Raw genomic sequence first — 16,307 nt, forward strand, 5'->3', positions numbered from 1 at the left:
AGATCGTCCAGCCGGTAAACCTTGCCCCGGTACGGTTTGCCGTCGCCGTACCGCATCGCCGGGAACGAGTCTCCATAGGTCAGGCTGACCGCCGCCGGGTCGAATGCTTCCAGCGGCACGCGCAGCTCGCAGCCCTGCGCGTACCACGTCATCACCCACGGGCACGCGCCGACGATCATGTAATGCGGCGTCATCCGGCGCGGCGTCCCGCCCTGCTCGATGAACAGGCGGCGGATCGTCTGCTCCAGATCCCGCCGGATCGCCAGGTATTCCGGCGAGCGCTTGCTGGCGAAGATCGCGCCCTCCCGCCGGATCGTCTCCAGCACGGCTTCCGCCGCGTCCGGTCGCATGCTCGAAAGGCTCCTGAACGGCCCGCGTGCGGATTCGTAGTAGTGCGTCAGAAAGCGCGGATACGGGCTGTCCTCGGCCATCCTGCGCCCCTCCTACGCGCCGCCCGCAGGCGTCAGCGCGTGCAGGAACGTCTCTGCGATCTCTCCGGCGATCTCCGCGCCGGACAGGCGCCCGCCTTCCCGATACCACACGTTGACCCAGTTCAGCGCGCCGAACAGCGTCTTGACGAAGATGCCCACGTCCACCGCGCGGAAGTCCCCCGCCGCGATGCCTGCCTCGATCACGTCGCGGTAAAGCCGTTCGAGCGTGTCGCGCTGGCGGATGTACTGCTCGCGCACACCGGGCACTTCCAGCAGCGCGCGGCTTTCGAAAATGACCGCCGTAGCGATGTGAATGTTGTCGATTTCGCTCAGGATGTGGATGGTGATGATGGCGCGCAGCTTGTCCGCCGGGGGATCGTCGCCCTCGATCACGTCGCGTACTTTGCCCGTGATCAGGCTCAGCCCCGCGTCGAGCACAGCCATGAGCAGATCTTCTTTGCTGGGGAAGTAGTGATAGAGGCTGCCTGCCGTCAGGTTGACCTCGGCGGCGATGTCGGCCATCGTCGCGCCCTGATAGCCCTTGCGATGAAAGATGATCGCGGCGGCATACAGGATCTCGTCCACGTGCACGGTCTGGTCGGCAGGTTTTCTAGCCATAACACACTCAGTAGAAATTAATTTATTAATCAAATGTATATTTAATTATAGAGGCATAGTGCGCACAAATGCAACCCCCTCGCCCCGGTTTCCGCCGCACCCCACCTTGCCTTTACTCGTACCGGTGCACGCTTCTCCGTAGAGGCGATGCCTGCTCCGCCCGGCTCTTGCCCACCTTACCGCTTGTCTCCCCTCTTCAACTTGATTGGAGAGGGGCCGGGGGTGAGGTCGCCTTTGCTTTTCCCCTGATGCCCAGCAGTCCCTGATCTCTGCCTCTCTGGGCCGGGGGTGAGGTCGCCCTTGCCTCTGCTTCTGCTTTTTCGGGCACCGGAAGCTCACTTCCGGCGCGCTTCCCCTCCGCCCAAACAAAAAAAGCGAGCCTGTTCGCTCGCCCTTCTATAGTCCTGAACCGAAACCGTGCGCGGCGCTTAGTTGGTCGTGCCGTCCGTCGTCGTATCGTCGGTCGTATCGCCCGTGGTGTCGCCCGTCGTGCCGGAGTTATCGACGATCTGGAACGTCGCCTGCGACAGCCGCTCGTTGTCGAGCAGCATTTCGACCGACCACGTGCCCGACTCGAACGTCACATCCTTGGGACTGAGGTCGCAGTACGCGCACACGTCGTCCCAGTTTTCGGTCGGCGTCCAGCAGTCGCTTTCCTCGTACAGCGCTCCGTTGGCGGACCACCGCGCGCTGATGGTCGATCCGGCCTGCAGGTTGCGCACCCGCACGATCGCGTAAACCACCGGATCGGCAATATCGAACACCGTGGTGGGGTTCAGCGGGCAGTCGTATGCATCCCGCGCCGCCGAGATAGTCGTTTCGTAAAATTCCGTGCCGTTCGTGCTGATCGTCCCCCCGGTACCGCCCCCGCTGCCATCGCCGGGCGTCGCGGGCGTCATCGGGACCGCGCCGTTCGGGTTGTTTGGCGTCTGCGGCACGGATACGTTCGGGTTTGTGGCCCCGCCATACTGCTGCACGGTCAGCGTGGCCTGCGCGGCCAGCGCCGTGCCCTGCACGTTCGACAGTTCAGCCTGCATCATCATGCCGCGATCCGCGGTCATTGCCAGGGCAGCAATCGTTGCAGCAGGGGTTCCCAATCCGTCGATGGTCCCCTGGAGTTGTGCATTACGCGTTTCCAAATCACTGACCTCGGTGTTGCCGGGCAGCGCCCCGCACCCGCTCGCCACGATGACCAGCACCGCAGCCAGCCCGGCCAGCGATTTGAAGCGGTTGAAGACCAACATCCGTCACTCCTTCGAAGTTCGCGTCACGATTTCCCCCTGGTTCGCGGACAGTGTACCGTATTGTCCACGCTTCCGCCCTACGGTCAAGCTCCGTTTGCGTCCATTCCACCGGCCCCGCCAACCATCTAGACAAATAGCGTAAACGACCGTTCGCAGGCAAAAAAAAGACCCTGCCACGAGGGCAGGGTCTCCATTCAACTAGGTACTACCGGACGATTGGGTCTAGCTGTGTTGGCTTACAGGCCGCCAATGATGTCCGAGAAGACGTTACCGATGACCGGGCCGAGGAAGATGAGGATGACAATCACGACGACGGCCACGAGGACCAGGATGAGCGCGTACTCGACGAGGCCCTGACCTTCTTCACGCGGGAGATACAACATGATGATTACTCCTGTAGAATGAATTGATAGATATGCCACTTGTTTGTGGATGAACCCATCTTAGCATGTAAAACTATTGAAAACAATGGCCCTAACATAACTTTCACAAATTCTTTATATCATCTTCCTAAATCTTTCCTTACGTTTTTCACAAACGCCTGTTTAACCCGAGCTCGGGATAAGTAAGTGAGGCTACGTTCTAAAAAATCGGCATGCTTTCGGGTGACAAACCCAATCAAAAGGTATTCTGACGATGTTTTACTGAGACTGTGCTGCGATGTCCATATACATTTATTTGGGTGCAGCTTACTTTGACCAACACAAGGTCATGCTGTTCAACAGCAGTTGACTCGGCAGCTCAAAACCTTGGTTTCAAAGTACTTTCAGAGGAGAGATGAGGTTTGCTCGCCCTTCGTACTCAAAAAAATCCTTCGTCAAAATTACGCACATTCTACTGCCAGTCCGGCGAACATTCTTGCTTTCCACAGTCCGTCAAGTATGTAGTATTCTCCCCATCAGCATCCATTATGAAAAGCTGCCAATTACCAAATGCATCAAACGACCGAGAGAATACGATGTACTGACCATCAGGCGACCAATCACCAAAGACATCATCTGAACTGCCATCAGTGATCGGGTGAGAGGCGAGATCCTCGATACTTACGGTGTATATTCCATCTATTTCACCTTCTGGATGGGCAGTAATGGCCAGCGTTGTGCTGTCAGGGGACCAGCCAAACTCTGGATTAGGATGGTGGGTGTCCAACACAAGCTGCATATCAAAACTATCCAATGACATTATGTATAACTTTGCATTGTAACGTTCATCACCGGTTACAGCGTCTACGCCTAAAAACGCTATATGTTCGCGATCAGGGGAGAACTGAGGTGAGCCGTATGCAGATCCTTCTTTCGCAACCGTGAGCCGCTGTAACGAGCTAGTTTGGAAATCGATCCAATAAATATCGAACCCCAAAGTGAAAACTATCGGATCGGGCAAATCCGAGCACGTTGAGTGTATGACTGCGTTGAGAATATCCTCATCAAACAGCATACAATCACCACTACCGTCGCTTCTTACCCGTCGCATCTGAGGGGCGAAGTTCTCGGTCCAAAAGCTGTAATATAGGCTGGAACCGTCAGCGGACCAAGTATGTTCCAGGATGGAGTAGGGATTTTTCATATCTGTGACTTGTGTTACACCCGATCCATCTGCTTCCATGACATAAACGTCACCAAAGCCATTATGCGCTGAGTTGAACGCGATAAGGTTTCCGTCTGGAGACCAGCTTGGACGAAAACTTGGATCAAGTTCATCGCTAGTTAGGCACTGTATCTGAGATCCGTTTATGTTGAAGGCGCAAATTTCATAGGGCTGATGCAATTCAGACGTCTGAAAGAGAATGATATCTTGATCATTGATGTTCTGTTTGAACCCAACAGTTACTGTCAAAAGAACGACACAGAATAGAAACGGTTTCTTTTTGATTTTCATCACAAAATGTACAATTTTTGTTGGTATCGAACTAGCCCCAGTACCATTCAAAGGTCGCATATATCCTCGACTGGTTTTGTCGACAATCCAAGAGACTAACGGAGCATAGAAATCAAGCTGTCTACTAGCTGTGATAGGAAAACCCCAACCTATTATAACGCCAGCATGACTAGGACAAATCAGATATGACAGTCCAGGCATTTCCATACCACGCCTCGGATCTGTTTAGATGCGCGCGATGTTGGGCTTTTTTCGCGCGGCGCGCTACGATTGCATCTGATACCAATGCAGCGCCCTGGGAGAGCATGTCATGCCAATTTCGGATGCCGAACTAGACAAGCCGGTCAACGCTTACATCGCCTGCAGCGCGTCTGCGACCGTGTTCGACGCGCTGGATGCCTGGCGCAGCGCGCCCGACAGTTACGAGTGGTGGTGGCTCATTATTGACGTCGGGGATGGCATTTACAACGCCCTGCGCTTCGAAGCCCTGCGCGATTTGTTAATGCAGCCCGATTACGGCGTCACCATGCAGACCGAGTTGGGCGATCTGCCCTGCGGCTACGACAACCCCGACGACTGGTCGCACCCGTACGTCGGCGCTTACGTGCCCGAAACGGTCGATCAAAACGATCTCAGCGCGGCCCAGGCCATGCAGTTGGTACGCAACGCACCCGGCCAGATCTTAATTGTTCTTAATGGTCAACAATTAAGGGGCATCCTGACCGGCAGCCAGCGCACGTTTACGTTTACGGAGCGGCATTTACTCGACATGCTCTCCGATTACGAACAGCCGGGGACGCCGCCGTCCGCCACGCCCGGTCCTGCTGCGTCAACTGATCCGGTCCCGCCCAACCCAACACCATCCGAGACGTGATCGTCCTATGAGCACAACCCAACGGCTGCGTATCCGGCAGCTTGCGCCGGTCATCGGCCTGCTGCTGGTTTTGTTCTTCATCCGCACCCACGACATCCTGGTCCAGAATCCCTACGTTGATGAAGGTTTCCACATCAAGCGGGCCGGGATCGTGTGGACCCTCGATCAGAACCCTGGGCGGATCTCGCACGGCAAGCTGCTGCTCTATTACTGGCTCGGCCTGTTTGAAACCGGGCCGGAAACCGCCCTTGCCGCCTCGCGCCTGGGTATGGCGGTGTATGCGCTCATCACCGGCTCGGCCATTTACCTGTTGGGCCGCCTGCTCTATAAACATTCGGCGGGCCTGATCGCGCTCGGCCTCTATACGATCCTGCCGCTCTCCGTCTTTTACGAACGCATGGCGATGGCCGATCCCATCGCGGCGGGGCTGGCGGCGATCATCGCGTGGCGCAGCCTCGCCTTCGCCAGACGTCCCGATACGCGCCACGGCATCGAGATCGGCGTGCTGCTGGCGCTCGCCACGCTCGCCAAGCTGACCATGGGCTTCATGCCGCTGCTGCCGGGCATCGCCGCGCTGATCTATACACCCTGGCATCGTGACGGGCTTGTCCCGCAGATCGAGGATTTCGTAAAACGCTACGCGCCGCCGCTCGTCATCGCGGCGTTCGTGGTGGGCCTGATCTGGGCCCCGCTCGCCATCCCGGCCTATTTCGCCCGTAACAGCGACGATCCGTTCCTGCTGGTTGATTCGTTCAACGTGCGTACCTCCGCCCAGGAACCGGCCTCCCCGCTGGAATACTTCGACGAGACGCTGCCGCTGATCGAACAGGTGACCACGCGCGCGCTGCTGATCGCGCTGGCCGCTGCGGCGGTCTACCAGCTTGCGTCCGTCGCCTGGAACCGCCGGACCTTCCGCGCCGGGCTGTTCGTGTTGAGCTGGTTCATGCTCATCCTGGGCCTGACGCTCGTCGGCGCGCGCCTGAGCACGCTGCGCTACGTGATGCCGTTGGGCGTGCCCGGCGTGCTGATCCTGGGCGGCGCGGCGTCCAGCCTCGCGGATATTCGCCCGCCCGCGCTGCGCTGGATCGTGCGGCCCGCGCTGGCGGTGATCATCGCTGCCTGGGCGATTCAGTTCGCGCTGCCGTTCGTCCGCACCGACCTGCGCAACCCCGACGATCTCGACTTTTCCAGCACGAACTGGACCGAATACCAGAGCGGCTACCTGATCGCGGACGACGCCGTACGCGACGCCGCCGGCGCGCTGAACGCCATCGAGCCGCATCCCAAGCCGCTCTACGCAACGTGGTGGCTGTGCCACCTGATGTACTTCTACACCGACGATCCCGCCACCTGCCTGGACTACAGCCAGCCCCTCAAGGATCTGGAACCCGCGCTGCAAAGCCTGCCGCCGGGCGAAAGCGCCTACGTGGCCTCGGCGGGCTACCAGCCGTTCCTCGACCGCGTGCCCGGCCTGTGCGCCGAGCAGATCGGCCAGTACGACCGCGTGAAGATCCGCAACCCGCTCTGGGACGTCTGGCTCTGGCGCGTCTGGTGGGGCAGCGACTGTTAGACCACCCTGCCTCGCTCCTCGTCCCGTATACTCCCCCGGCACCGCTTCCCGGGGTTCCCCCTTCCCTCCGCTTGCGTGAGGGAAGGGGCCAGGGGATGGGGGGCCATCACGCGCGATCCGTCTGCGGAACCGCCCCGCCCGCTTCCATTCCCATTTCGCCCTCACGACCAATTTCCCAATTTCCTATCCAACTTGTGAATCTTTTCATAAGCCCCTGCATCTAACGCAGTGTATGGAACGAGCACAGCGAACCTCTCAGGAGGAAGTGCAGTGGCCGATATTAAAACAGCATGCGTGCAGCCGGCACGCGGACCGATCAAACCCCCGGCGGAACAGCCGGACTCTGCGCAACAGACTTTTGCTGAGGAGGAACAGAAGATGATTGCACGTGTTGGGAAGCCTGCCCCCGATTTTGAAGCCAACGCCTACCACCAGGGCAGCTTTAAGACGTTGAAACTTTCCGACTATGCCGGACAATGGGTCGTGCTCTGCTTCTATCCCGGCGACTTTACCTTCGTCTGCCCGACCGAGATCACCGCGGTCGCCAGCCGTTACGACGAGCTGCAAGGCCTCGGTGTCCAGGTCCTGTCGGTCAGCACGGACAGCCGCTTCAGCCACAAGATCTGGCAGGACGAAGAATTGACCAAGATGGTTTCCGGCGGCGTGCCCTTCCCCATGCTCGAAGACTCCACCGGGCGGATCGGCAGCGTCTACGGCGTGTACGACGAGGACGCCGGTGTGGATATTCGTGGCCGCTTCATCATCGACCCCGACGGCGTGATCCAGGCGATGGAAGTCATGACGCCGTCCGTGGGCCGCAACGTCAACGAGCTGATCCGCCAGATCAAGGGCTTCCAGTACGTGCGCGAGACGGGCGAAGTCCTGCCCGCCGGATGGCAGCCCGGCCAGCCGTCGCTCAAGCCCGGCATCGACCTCGCGGGCAAGGTCTGGGAAGTCTGGACGCCGGAGAAGTTTCTCCAGAAGGCGTAACGCCTCCCCCCTTACGTAGCATCGCTGCTCACCTCGCCCCTATCACCGCCACTATCCGGCCCGGGGCGAGGTGATTTTTTTGCTGTCATCACGGCGGATCTCTAACCCGCCCGGCCCTCACTTTTCCCTATCCCCTAGTCCCCAATCCCTGTTCCCTGCGCTTGCGCGAACAGCCGCGCGAACCCCGGATATGCCACCAGCGGGATCACCTCGAACGCGATCAGCCCCGCCTCCACCAGCGGCAGCGTGCCCAGCACGGCGCGCGCGTCGTCCGCGTCCGCGCATTCCAGCACCAGCACCGCCTCGTGACGGTCCGCGCGGAAATACAGCTCGCGGATCACGCCCTCCTGGTGCAGCGCCCACGCCCGCGCCGCCTCCGCCTTGCCCAGCGCCGGAGTGAAGGCGTCGTCCGCCACGCCGGGAACCTCGTGCTCGATCGCCAGAATTTTCATCGATTCCTCCCCTGTTTTCGCGCCAACCCCGATTGACGCGCCCTATTTTACATGCTACGATGGGACCGTTGCTTCGTTCATCAGCCCAAAAGGATTCCCTCGTGGGTATCACAAACACCATGCGCTTGCGGCGGTAACCCGCTAAAACGCGCAGACAATTCCCCAGCGTTTTTCCACCATCATCCAACTGGTGCGCGTTTTAGCGTCGTCGCGTCGAGTCCCTTTCGCGTCGCACGAACGCCTTGCCGCGTCCCCGGTCCGCCCGGCCCGGCAGGTGGGTTGATGAGGAACCTCCAATGGCACGACACCACAAACGCGATCCGTCCGGCTGGGATGCCGTGGCCCGCTGGTATGACGGCTGGGTCGGCGCGGATGGCAGCGAGCATCACCGCCGCCTTGCGATCCCGGCCACACTCGATCTACTGAATCTCGCGTCCGGCGAGCACCTGCTCGATGTCGGCGCGGGCCAGGGCGTTTTCGCCCCCTACGTCCTGCGCACCGGCGCCTGTTACACGGGCGTCGAAATCAGCCCACGCCTGCTGGCGCTCGCCCAAAAACGGGATCTGCCCCGTGCGCGCTTCCTGCACGGCGACGCCCGGCGGCTGGCGGAGATCCCCGCGCTGGAACCGGCCAGCTTCGACGCGGCGTCCTTCCTGCTCAGCATTCAGGACATGAACCCCCTCGATGCGGTGCTGCGCTCGGCGGCATGGGCCTTGCGCGACGGCGGGCGGCTGGTGATCCTGATGACGCACCCCTGCTTCCGCGTGCCGCGCCAGAGCGGATGGGGCCGCGACGAGGGGCGCAACTTGCAGTTCCGCCGCGTCGATAGCTACCTCAGCCCGCTGGAAGTGCCCATGAAATCCTACGGCAAGCAGCGCGCCGGAACCACGATCAGCTTTCACCGCCCGCTCAGCCGCTACGTGAGCGCGCTGGCGGCGTGCGGCCTGCTGATCGACGCGCTCGACGAACTCACCACCTACGAATCCGGCGCATCCAAAGCCGAGCGCCGCGCCAATGCGGAATTTCCGCTGTTCGTCGGCCTGCGCGCCCGCAAGTTCGCCCGGGGTGCGCCGTCACCATGAGGCATCAAACCTGCGGAGCATCCACCCACGCGCACCAGCGGATGCCCTGCACCAGCAGCGTGCGGTAATGCGGATCGTCCCAACTCCGCTGGTCGTCGCCGCCCTGCAGGCAGAACACGCGGCTCTCCCGGTGCTGCCGTGTCCAGGCGAGCGTCGCCATGCTGCGCGGGTGATTGGTCGTCAGCAGGATGTGGTTGTCCCCGCCAGCGTCGGGCATCAAATACGTTTCGTCGGTCATGACCCAGTCGTCCAGTCCTGCGCAGATCGGGTGATCGGGGTCCGCCACGTGGTACGGAATCTGCTGCTCGTGCGCGTACGCCGTCAGGACCCGATCCGTCATGCCCGTCACCGCGTCCCACACGTCCCAGCCGGGGAACGCCATCAAGCTGTGATGCAGCACGACGATGCCCTGCTCTTGCGCCCCCAGCGACTCCAGCACCGAGCGCGCCGTATCGGCCTGCCCTGGGGCCAGCCCCAGATCGTCCGGGTCCGGTTCGCGTTTCAGGTGCGTGTAAAACACGATCACGTCGTACGCCTGCCGGACCTCCGGCGGCGACGCGATGAAATCGTTCAGGTGCTGCACGTAGGCATCCACGCCCGGCAGGTCGCGGAATACCCGGTGAAAGACGGGCACATCGAAGTGATGGCCCCCGGTGAGTACGGCAACGGTCAGCATAGGGGAAACAAACCTCATGGTATGCGCAAAAATGCTAAAAATAAGGGGAAGCCAGCGGCCCAAATTCGCTGCCCGATTTCACTATAGCATGCAACGGGGCACAGCGTGCGGTTGCCGCGTATTGATGCCTCGCCGTTCAAGGAAGGTCCCGTGTCCGTGCGCTCGTGGTTCCGCCTGCCCGCTCACCCTGACCGCCGCTGGTGGATCAGGACGCTGCTGATCGACGCCGGGATCGTGCTGCTGGTGCTGGCCGCGATCCAGCTCGTGCCGGTCAAGCGCGACAATCCGCCCGTCCTGCGCGAGCCGAATTGGAACAGCCCCGAAACGCGCGCATTGGCCGTGCAGGCGTGCTTCGACTGCCACAGCAGCGAGACGGACTGGCCCTGGTACTCGCACGTCGCGCCGGTGTCCTGGGTGCTGCGCTACGACGTGACCGAAGGCCGCGAGGCGCTGGACTTCTCCGATTGGGATCGCCAGCTGGCGATGGAGCCGGACCCGAACCAGCCGTTCGCGCCGGATCCCATCGACCAGCGCATCGAGGACGAGATCCGCTCCGGCAACATGCCGCCCGCCACGTACCGGCTGGCGAACCCCGACGCCCGCCTCACCGATGCCGAAAAAGACGCGCTGATCGACGGCCTGCGCCAGACCATCGCGCAGTCTGCGACGCCCGCGCAACCCAACTAAGCGCGCCTGCGTATACTGGTCGGACTTCGATTACACGCCCCGACGGCCAGGCGCTCCCGCACACTGACCGCCCTCATCCGTGTTTCCGGCATTCTACGTGAGGGTACGCCCATGACGGCATCCGCATCGCCCCAGACTCAAAAAGCACCCAACCCCCTCGCCCTGCGCGATTTCCGTCTGCTGTGGGCAGGCGAGAGCGTCTCGCTCCTGGGCGACCAGTTCGCACTGATCGCGCTGCCGTGGTTGGTACTCCAGCTTACCGACGACGCCGTCGCACTGGGCTTGGTCATGGCGCTGGCCGCCGTGCCGCGCGCGCTGTTCATGCTGATCGGCGGCGCGCTGGTCGATCGCTTCTCGCCCCGCGTCGTGATGTTCGCCTCCAACCTCGCCCGCATGATCCTGGTGGCGCTGCTGGCGAGCGTCATTCTGGCGGGCGGCATCGAGATGTGGATGGTCTACCTGTTCGCGCTGTCGTTCGGGCTGGCGGACGCGTTCTACTTCCCCGGCCAGACCGCCATCGTGCCGCAGATCCTCGACACGGATCAGCTTCAAATAGGCAACACGCTGATTCAAGGCATGGCCCAGCTCAGCATGTTCCTCGGCCCGGTGCTGGCGGGCGTGCTGATCGCGGTCTTCGGCTCGACGACCAATGCGGACGGCGACGAAATCGCCAGTATAGACGGCATCGGCGTGGCCTTCCTGCTCGACGCGCTGACCTTCCTCGGCTCGCTGGTGACGCTCTGGCTGATGCGTCCTCGCGCCGCGCAGGAAAAGGCGAACGACGAAAACGTGCTGCAATCGATCCGCGAGGGCATCGCGTACGTGGCGAATGACGCCGTACTGCGCTTCATGTTCCTGGTGCTGGTCGCGGTGAACTTCCTGGTCGTCGGACCGTTCGAGGTGGGCATCCCGGTCCTGAGCGACCTGCACCTCGATCACGGCGCGGCGGCCTTCGGGATCATCATGTCGGCCTTTGGCGGCGGCGCGCTGCTCGGCATCATCCTGGCGGGCGTACTGCCCCGGCCCCGGCCCTCCGCGTTCGGCAGCACCCTGCTCCTGATCACGAGCGGGCTGGGCATCGGCATGGCGTTGCTGCCCTGGAGCCACCAGACGGTGATTGTGGCGCTGGTCAGTCTGCTGATCGGCACGACCAACGGCTACGTGAACATTTCGCTCATTACGTGGCTGCAAAAACGCGTGCCCGAAGCGCTGATGGGCCGCGTGGTCAGCGTGGCGATGATGGCGGGCTTTGGCATCGCCCCGATCTCGGCGCTGCTGGCGGGCCTGCTTCTGGACGTCAGCCTGACCGGCCTGTTCGTCGGTGCGGGTATCCTGATGATCCTGGTGATCCTCTACGGCATGTCGCAGCCCATCATCCGGCGCATGGGTGAGGACGTCGCGGGCCTGGACGCGCCGCTGTCCGTTGCCGACGCGATCCGCAAGACTGGCGAGCTGCCCGCCCTGCGCAGCACGGGTGAAATGCCCGTCGTGCGCCCGTAACCGCACCGCCTGCCGCACACCGTTCCCGTAGGGGCGTATAACGATACGCCCCCCTCATCATTCTCCGATCACGATCCTTCGTGGGGGCAATTCGTGAATTGCCCCCATGCGCACCACGTTAATGCATCGATGGGCGTCTGATCCCTACGATGAACAGACAATCAGGCAGCAAGTCGCCAGGCCGGATGTGCGTAGGGGTAGGGCAAGCCCTACCCGGCTTTTCTGACGGCGGGCGATGCAAGCATCGCCCCTACGAAGGACAGAGTCGCCTATCGCGCCGCCGAAGCCTTCACTTGCTATATATGGGGCAATTCACGAATTGCCCCTGCACACACAATCCATACACCCGCCCCTTGCCTTTCCCCCTCTCCAACCCAGATTGGAGAGGGGGTGCAGGGGGTGAGGTCGCGTTTTGCGCTTTGCCTTTTCCCTACACGCTCGCCCGCAGCCACGGGATCCAGCGCCGCAGCACGCGCAGCGCCTTGAACGCCCGGTACAGCCCCGGATCGAGCAGCGTCAGCAGACCGGGACGGTTCAGCCAGCCCCGGTCGATCAGCACCGCGTGCGACTGCACGAAGCGCAGCAGCCCTTCCGGCCCGTTGCGGCGACCCAACCCGCTCGCGCCGCTGCCGCCCATCGGCAGGGATGGCGTGGCGATGCCAAACTGCGTGCGGTTCACGCTCACGTCCCCCGACGCGATCTGCCGCGCGAGCCGCTCGCCGCGCTTCAGGTCGCGCGTGAACACCGCGCCCGACAGCCCATACGCCCCGTCGTTCGCCCACCGGATCGCTTCCTCGGCGTCTTTCACGCGCATCACCGGAATCAGCGGCCCGAACGTCTCCTCGCGCATCACCTCCATCGTGTGATTCACGTCCACCAGCACCGCCGGTTCCAAAAACAGCGGTCCCAGGTCGGGACGGCGCTTCCCGCCGAACAGCACCCGCGCGCCCTTCTCGACTGCGTCCGCGATCTGCGCCTCGCAGCGCAGCAGCTCGCGCTCGTTGGTCATGCTGCCCACGTGCACGCCCAGCCCGTTGCCGGACCCCATCACGAGCCGCTGGGCGTAGTCCACCAGCCGCGCCACGAAGCGGTCGTACACCGCGTCCACCACGTAGATGCGCTCCGTGCTGATGCACACCTGCCCCGCGTTTTCGGTCGCGCCTTGCAGCGCCGCGCTCGCCGCCACATCGATATCCACGTCTTCGAGCACGATCAGCGGATCTTTCCCGCCCAGTTCCAGCCCCGCCGGGATCAATCGTTCTCCGGCCCGCTGCGCGACCTTGCGCCCGGTGGCCGTGCTGCCCGTCACCTCGATGCAATCCACGTAATCGACCAGTGCCGCCCCGGTCGCCCCGCCGCCCGTGACCACCTGGATCACGTCGCGCGGGATGCCCACCCGGTACGCCGCCTCGACCGCTGCCAGCGCGCTCAGCGGCGTGATCTCGCTCGGTTTGATCACCACCGCGTTCCCGGCAGCCAGCGCGGGCGCGGCATCGATCAGCGCCAGCAGATACGGGTAATTCCACGGCGAGATGATCCCCACCACGCCGTGAGGACGGTAATAGACCCGCACACGCTGCAAAACGGGGAACAGCGCGCGCCGCGTTTTCGGTCGCAGGATCTTCGGCGCGTAGTGCGCGTAATAGTCGAGGATGTTGTCGAGCACGATCACTTCCAGCAGGGCCCCGGTTTCGTTTTTGCCCGTCTCCTGCCGGATCGTATTCATCAGCGCGTCCCGGCTGCGCCACAGCTCGTCGCCCCAGCGCCTCACGGCCTGCGCCCGCGCCTTGTCGTCCAGCGCAGTCCATGCCGCCTGCGCGGATCGTGCCCGCTCGACCGCCATGCACACCTGCTCCGGCGTGCTGTCCGGCACGCGCGCCAGCACGTCGCCGCTCACCGGATTCATGACTTCGATCTCACCTTGCCCCATACCCATCGCGTCCCTATCTCCTCGTCCGCACAACCCTATCGCAGACTATAACGCCCCCGTTTCGATGCCGCATAAACGGGTCTGTTAAGGTTCATCTGACGACTGTTAAAAATCGCACGGTAAATTGCCACTTATTTACTGTTCCGGTACTATTAAAGCAGTCCGGCTCACAAGGAGTACCACCATGTCGTTCCAGGATCTGCTCGCGCGCATCCAGCAGCAGCCCCAAGATGCCGATTACCACTCTCTACGGATGGCTTACGCCCGCTCCCCCGAGTATGCACCCTATGTGCACGACCTCGAAGGCGTGGAGCGCCTGCGCGACGCGCTGCAAAGCGGTGATCTGGAAGCGGCCCTGCTCGCCGTTGGACGTCTGCTCTCGTTCAACTACCTTGACATCGAAGCGCATATGGCAGCGGATTACGTCTACACCATGCAGGGTGACACCGACCGCTCGACCTATCACCGCACCGTGGCGCGCGGCCTGATCGACGCCATCAATGATACGGGCGATGGGAACAGCCCTGAAACCGCCTACATCGTGCTGAACATCCCTGAAGAATATACGTTCATGCGCCTGCTCGGTTATACGCCGGGTCAGCAAACCCTCGTCACGCGGGACGAGCACGAGTTCGACATGTTCGACGTCGAAGATCCCGAAGGCCAGACGCGCCAGATCTACTTCAACATCGATCTGCCCCGGCAGTGGCTGGAAGGGCAAATGTAGGAATTTCACGCCCGGCCACCCCGGCTGCAGCGGCACACCGTCAGGGAAACACGTTCCCCCCCTGACCCGTGGGCGATCCTTGCGTCGCCCGTTTTTTTGCCACCCTGACGAAACTACCTCTACAGTCACGGCTTTTCTCCCCTCTCCGGCCCAGACTGAAGACGGGCCGGGGGTGAGGTTCTTGCCGTTCTCGCCCCCAAACAAAAAAAGCGGCCCCCGCTGATGGGAGCCGCTCCTTATTCCTCGGTGATCGCTGAGCCGTTACGCCTCTGCGGTCGGCACGGGGATCATGGCGGTGTCCACGACGTTGGTCCCGTCCGGCATCCACCGGTCCTCGAACGTCGCCACGTTGTTCGGGTCGGAGAAAAATCCGAGCACCTTGACCACCTCGTTCCCGGCGTTGCGCACGTTGTGCGAGATCATGCGCGGCACGATCGCCATCTCGCCCTGCGCCAGCCGGATCTGCTCGTCCCCGACCACGGCCTCGACCGTGCCCTGCAGGATCAGCCAGGTTTCCTCGGCGCTGTCGGTGTGTGTGCCGAGCTGGTGGCCCGGATCGAGTTCGAAGTACACGGCGGCGGAATCTTCGGTCCCCAGAGCCCCGAAGAACGGGAAGGTCGCGCGACAGCGCATATCGGGGGTGTTCTCGGCATACAGCGAACGCAGTTGGAGGTCGTTGAGATTGATGGTAAGCATGATGTGTCCTCTTCTGACGTCTTCGTGTTTGAACGGTATCGGTGAGGCATTCCGATCCGACCGAGCACCCGCCTCACGGTGACCAGGAGCGGCGATCCGCTCCCCGCCGGTTGCTCGTCGCGCATGAACCGCATGGCCTGCCCGGTGCGCGCATACCGCGCAGGTCGTCGCGTGAACCGCCTATGGAATTACTCAGGGTCCGGCAGATCGATCTTCAGCCGCGCGGCCAGCGCCAGCGTGACCTGCTCCACCGCTTGCTCGTGGCTCAACTGCCCCTGAAGGCGCAGCGCCCGGTACGTCAGTGGGCCGAGCAGCCCCCGCACGAACCCTGTTGTTGCGTCGTCCGGGCCGGAGGCGTCCCGGCGCATGGCGGTAATCGCGTCCGCCAGCGCGTCGCCCATCGCCTCATACCCGCGCATCGTCGTCTTGAAAATCTCCGATTCGGCTTCGAGTGTGTAGCCCGTCCACGACTGCCCGAACGTGAACTCGTGCAGCCCGAACAGGTGCGTCACCATGGCGCGCAGCCGTTCGCCGGGAGGCTCGATCGCCTCGAATGCATCCGGCATCCGCACGTCGAGCAGCTGGCCGATGTGGTGCGTGCACGCCCCGAACAGGTCCTCCCGCGTGGGGAAATACTTGTTCACGGTCGGCAGCGAAACGCCCGCTTCTTCGGCCACCGCGGCCAGTGTCGTGATTCCCAGGCCGTGCAGCTTGACCGCCGCCTCCACGATGGCGTTCCGTGTTTGCGCGGCGCTTTCGGCCCGCCGTCGAGATTGATAGGTGCGTGGCATGTTCCGTGTGACCCTTTCGAACATTCCGATACAACCATATTATATTTAATATAGCCTGTCAATACAAGTCACGCCGTTTTTGCAGGTTTTTTGCCCTTCCCCGTATCGCTTGAATGCCCAGCGTATCCGCTTTTTATGGGGCGGGCCTGGAAACCCGCCCC

General features: G+C 62.2%; 17 protein-coding genes. 7 read left to right on the top strand and 10 right to left on the bottom strand.

Going from position 1 to position 16,307, the window contains the following annotated elements; genetic code table 11:
- The 5 genes from V7116_RS20735 to V7116_RS20755 all read right to left on the bottom strand — a co-directional run.
- Nucleotides 1–431, bottom strand: a 431-nt coding sequence (locus tag V7116_RS20735) for a hypothetical protein (RefSeq protein WP_324393886.1), incomplete at its 3' end; no start/stop codon positions are given.
- 12 nt (nt 432–443) lie between these two features.
- Nucleotides 444–1,049: a TetR/AcrR family transcriptional regulator gene (locus tag V7116_RS20740; protein ID WP_324393887.1), complete on the bottom strand. Its 606-nt coding sequence runs from the start codon at nt 1,047–1,049 to the stop codon at nt 444–446.
- A gap of 428 nt (nt 1,050–1,477) precedes the next feature.
- Entirely contained in the window at nt 1,478–2,293 is an 816-nt protein-coding gene (locus tag V7116_RS20745; protein WP_324393888.1) for a hypothetical protein, read from the bottom strand.
- 236 nt (nt 2,294–2,529) lie between these two features.
- Nucleotides 2,530–2,676, bottom strand: a complete 147-nt coding sequence (locus V7116_RS20750) for a hypothetical protein (RefSeq protein ID WP_324393889.1) — start codon at nt 2,674–2,676, stop codon at nt 2,530–2,532.
- 451 nt (nt 2,677–3,127) lie between these two features.
- Nucleotides 3,128–4,222 carry a TolB family protein gene (locus V7116_RS20755; RefSeq protein ID WP_324393890.1) on the bottom strand — a complete coding sequence of 365 codons (1,095 nt, stop codon included), beginning with the start codon at nt 4,220–4,222 and terminating at the stop codon, nt 3,128–3,130.
- 259 nt (nt 4,223–4,481) lie between these two features.
- Between V7116_RS20755 and V7116_RS20760 the strand changes: the two genes are divergently transcribed.
- From V7116_RS20760 to prxU, 3 genes are all read left to right on the top strand, one after another.
- Nucleotides 4,482–5,045 (top strand): hypothetical protein, encoded by a 564-nt coding sequence (locus V7116_RS20760; protein WP_324393891.1) that lies wholly within the window; start codon nt 4,482–4,484, stop codon nt 5,043–5,045.
- Nucleotides 5,046–5,052: 7 nt separating this feature from the next.
- Complete coding sequence (locus V7116_RS20765) at nt 5,053–6,615, top strand: glycosyltransferase family 39 protein (protein ID WP_324393892.1); 1,563 nt, start codon at nt 5,053–5,055, stop codon at nt 6,613–6,615.
- Nucleotides 6,616–6,885: 270 nt separating this feature from the next.
- On the top strand, nt 6,886–7,605 hold the full coding sequence (prxU, locus tag V7116_RS20770) for a thioredoxin-dependent peroxiredoxin (protein WP_324393893.1): 720 nt from the start codon (nt 6,886–6,888) through the stop codon (nt 7,603–7,605).
- A 134-nt stretch (nt 7,606–7,739) separates the two neighbouring features.
- Here prxU and V7116_RS20775 read toward each other — a convergent pair whose 3' ends face one another.
- Complete coding sequence (locus V7116_RS20775) at nt 7,740–8,057, bottom strand: muconolactone Delta-isomerase family protein (RefSeq protein ID WP_324393894.1); 318 nt, start codon at nt 8,055–8,057, stop codon at nt 7,740–7,742.
- 296 nt (nt 8,058–8,353) lie between these two features.
- On the opposite strand from V7116_RS20775, the gene V7116_RS20780 reads away from it, so the two are divergent.
- Nucleotides 8,354–9,139 carry a class I SAM-dependent methyltransferase gene (locus tag V7116_RS20780; protein WP_324393895.1) on the top strand — a complete coding sequence of 262 codons (786 nt, stop codon included), beginning with the start codon at nt 8,354–8,356 and terminating at the stop codon, nt 9,137–9,139.
- Between the two features lie 4 nt (nt 9,140–9,143).
- Here V7116_RS20780 and V7116_RS20785 read toward each other — a convergent pair whose 3' ends face one another.
- Nucleotides 9,144–9,815, bottom strand: a complete 672-nt coding sequence (locus V7116_RS20785; RefSeq protein WP_324393896.1) for a ThuA domain-containing protein — start codon at nt 9,813–9,815, stop codon at nt 9,144–9,146.
- 105 nt (nt 9,816–9,920) lie between these two features.
- On the opposite strand from V7116_RS20785, the gene V7116_RS20790 reads away from it, so the two are divergent.
- On the top strand, nt 9,921–10,502 hold the full coding sequence (locus V7116_RS20790; RefSeq protein WP_324393897.1) for a heme-binding domain-containing protein: 582 nt from the start codon (nt 9,921–9,923) through the stop codon (nt 10,500–10,502).
- Nucleotides 10,503–10,613: 111 nt separating this feature from the next.
- The gene (locus V7116_RS20795; protein ID WP_324393898.1) at nt 10,614–12,002 is read left to right on the top strand and encodes an MFS transporter; all 1,389 of its coding nucleotides are present in this window, start codon (nt 10,614–10,616) and stop codon (nt 12,000–12,002) included.
- A gap of 430 nt (nt 12,003–12,432) precedes the next feature.
- On the opposite strand, the gene V7116_RS20800 is transcribed toward V7116_RS20795, so the two are convergent.
- Complete coding sequence (locus V7116_RS20800) at nt 12,433–13,932, bottom strand: succinic semialdehyde dehydrogenase (RefSeq protein ID WP_324393899.1); 1,500 nt, start codon at nt 13,930–13,932, stop codon at nt 12,433–12,435.
- A gap of 184 nt (nt 13,933–14,116) precedes the next feature.
- Here V7116_RS20800 and V7116_RS20805 point away from each other — a divergent pair, with 184 nt between their 5' ends.
- A complete protein-coding gene (locus V7116_RS20805) occupies nt 14,117–14,659 on the top strand; it encodes a DUF4919 domain-containing protein (protein ID WP_324393900.1) in 543 nt (180 codons plus the stop codon).
- A gap of 261 nt (nt 14,660–14,920) precedes the next feature.
- Here V7116_RS20805 and V7116_RS20810 read toward each other — a convergent pair whose 3' ends face one another.
- Nucleotides 14,921–15,355, bottom strand: coding sequence for a cupin domain-containing protein (locus V7116_RS20810; RefSeq protein WP_324393901.1), 435 nt, complete (start codon nt 15,353–15,355; stop codon nt 14,921–14,923).
- Nucleotides 15,356–15,543: 188 nt separating this feature from the next.
- Entirely contained in the window at nt 15,544–16,146 is a 603-nt protein-coding gene (locus tag V7116_RS20815; RefSeq protein ID WP_324393902.1) for a TetR/AcrR family transcriptional regulator, read from the bottom strand.
- Nucleotides 16,147–16,307 lie beyond the last annotated feature (161 nt).

The sequence above is a fragment of the Aggregatilinea sp. genome (assembly GCF_036822615.1).
In the GTDB taxonomy this organism is placed as follows: domain Bacteria; phylum Chloroflexota; class Anaerolineae; order Aggregatilineales; family Aggregatilineaceae; genus Aggregatilinea.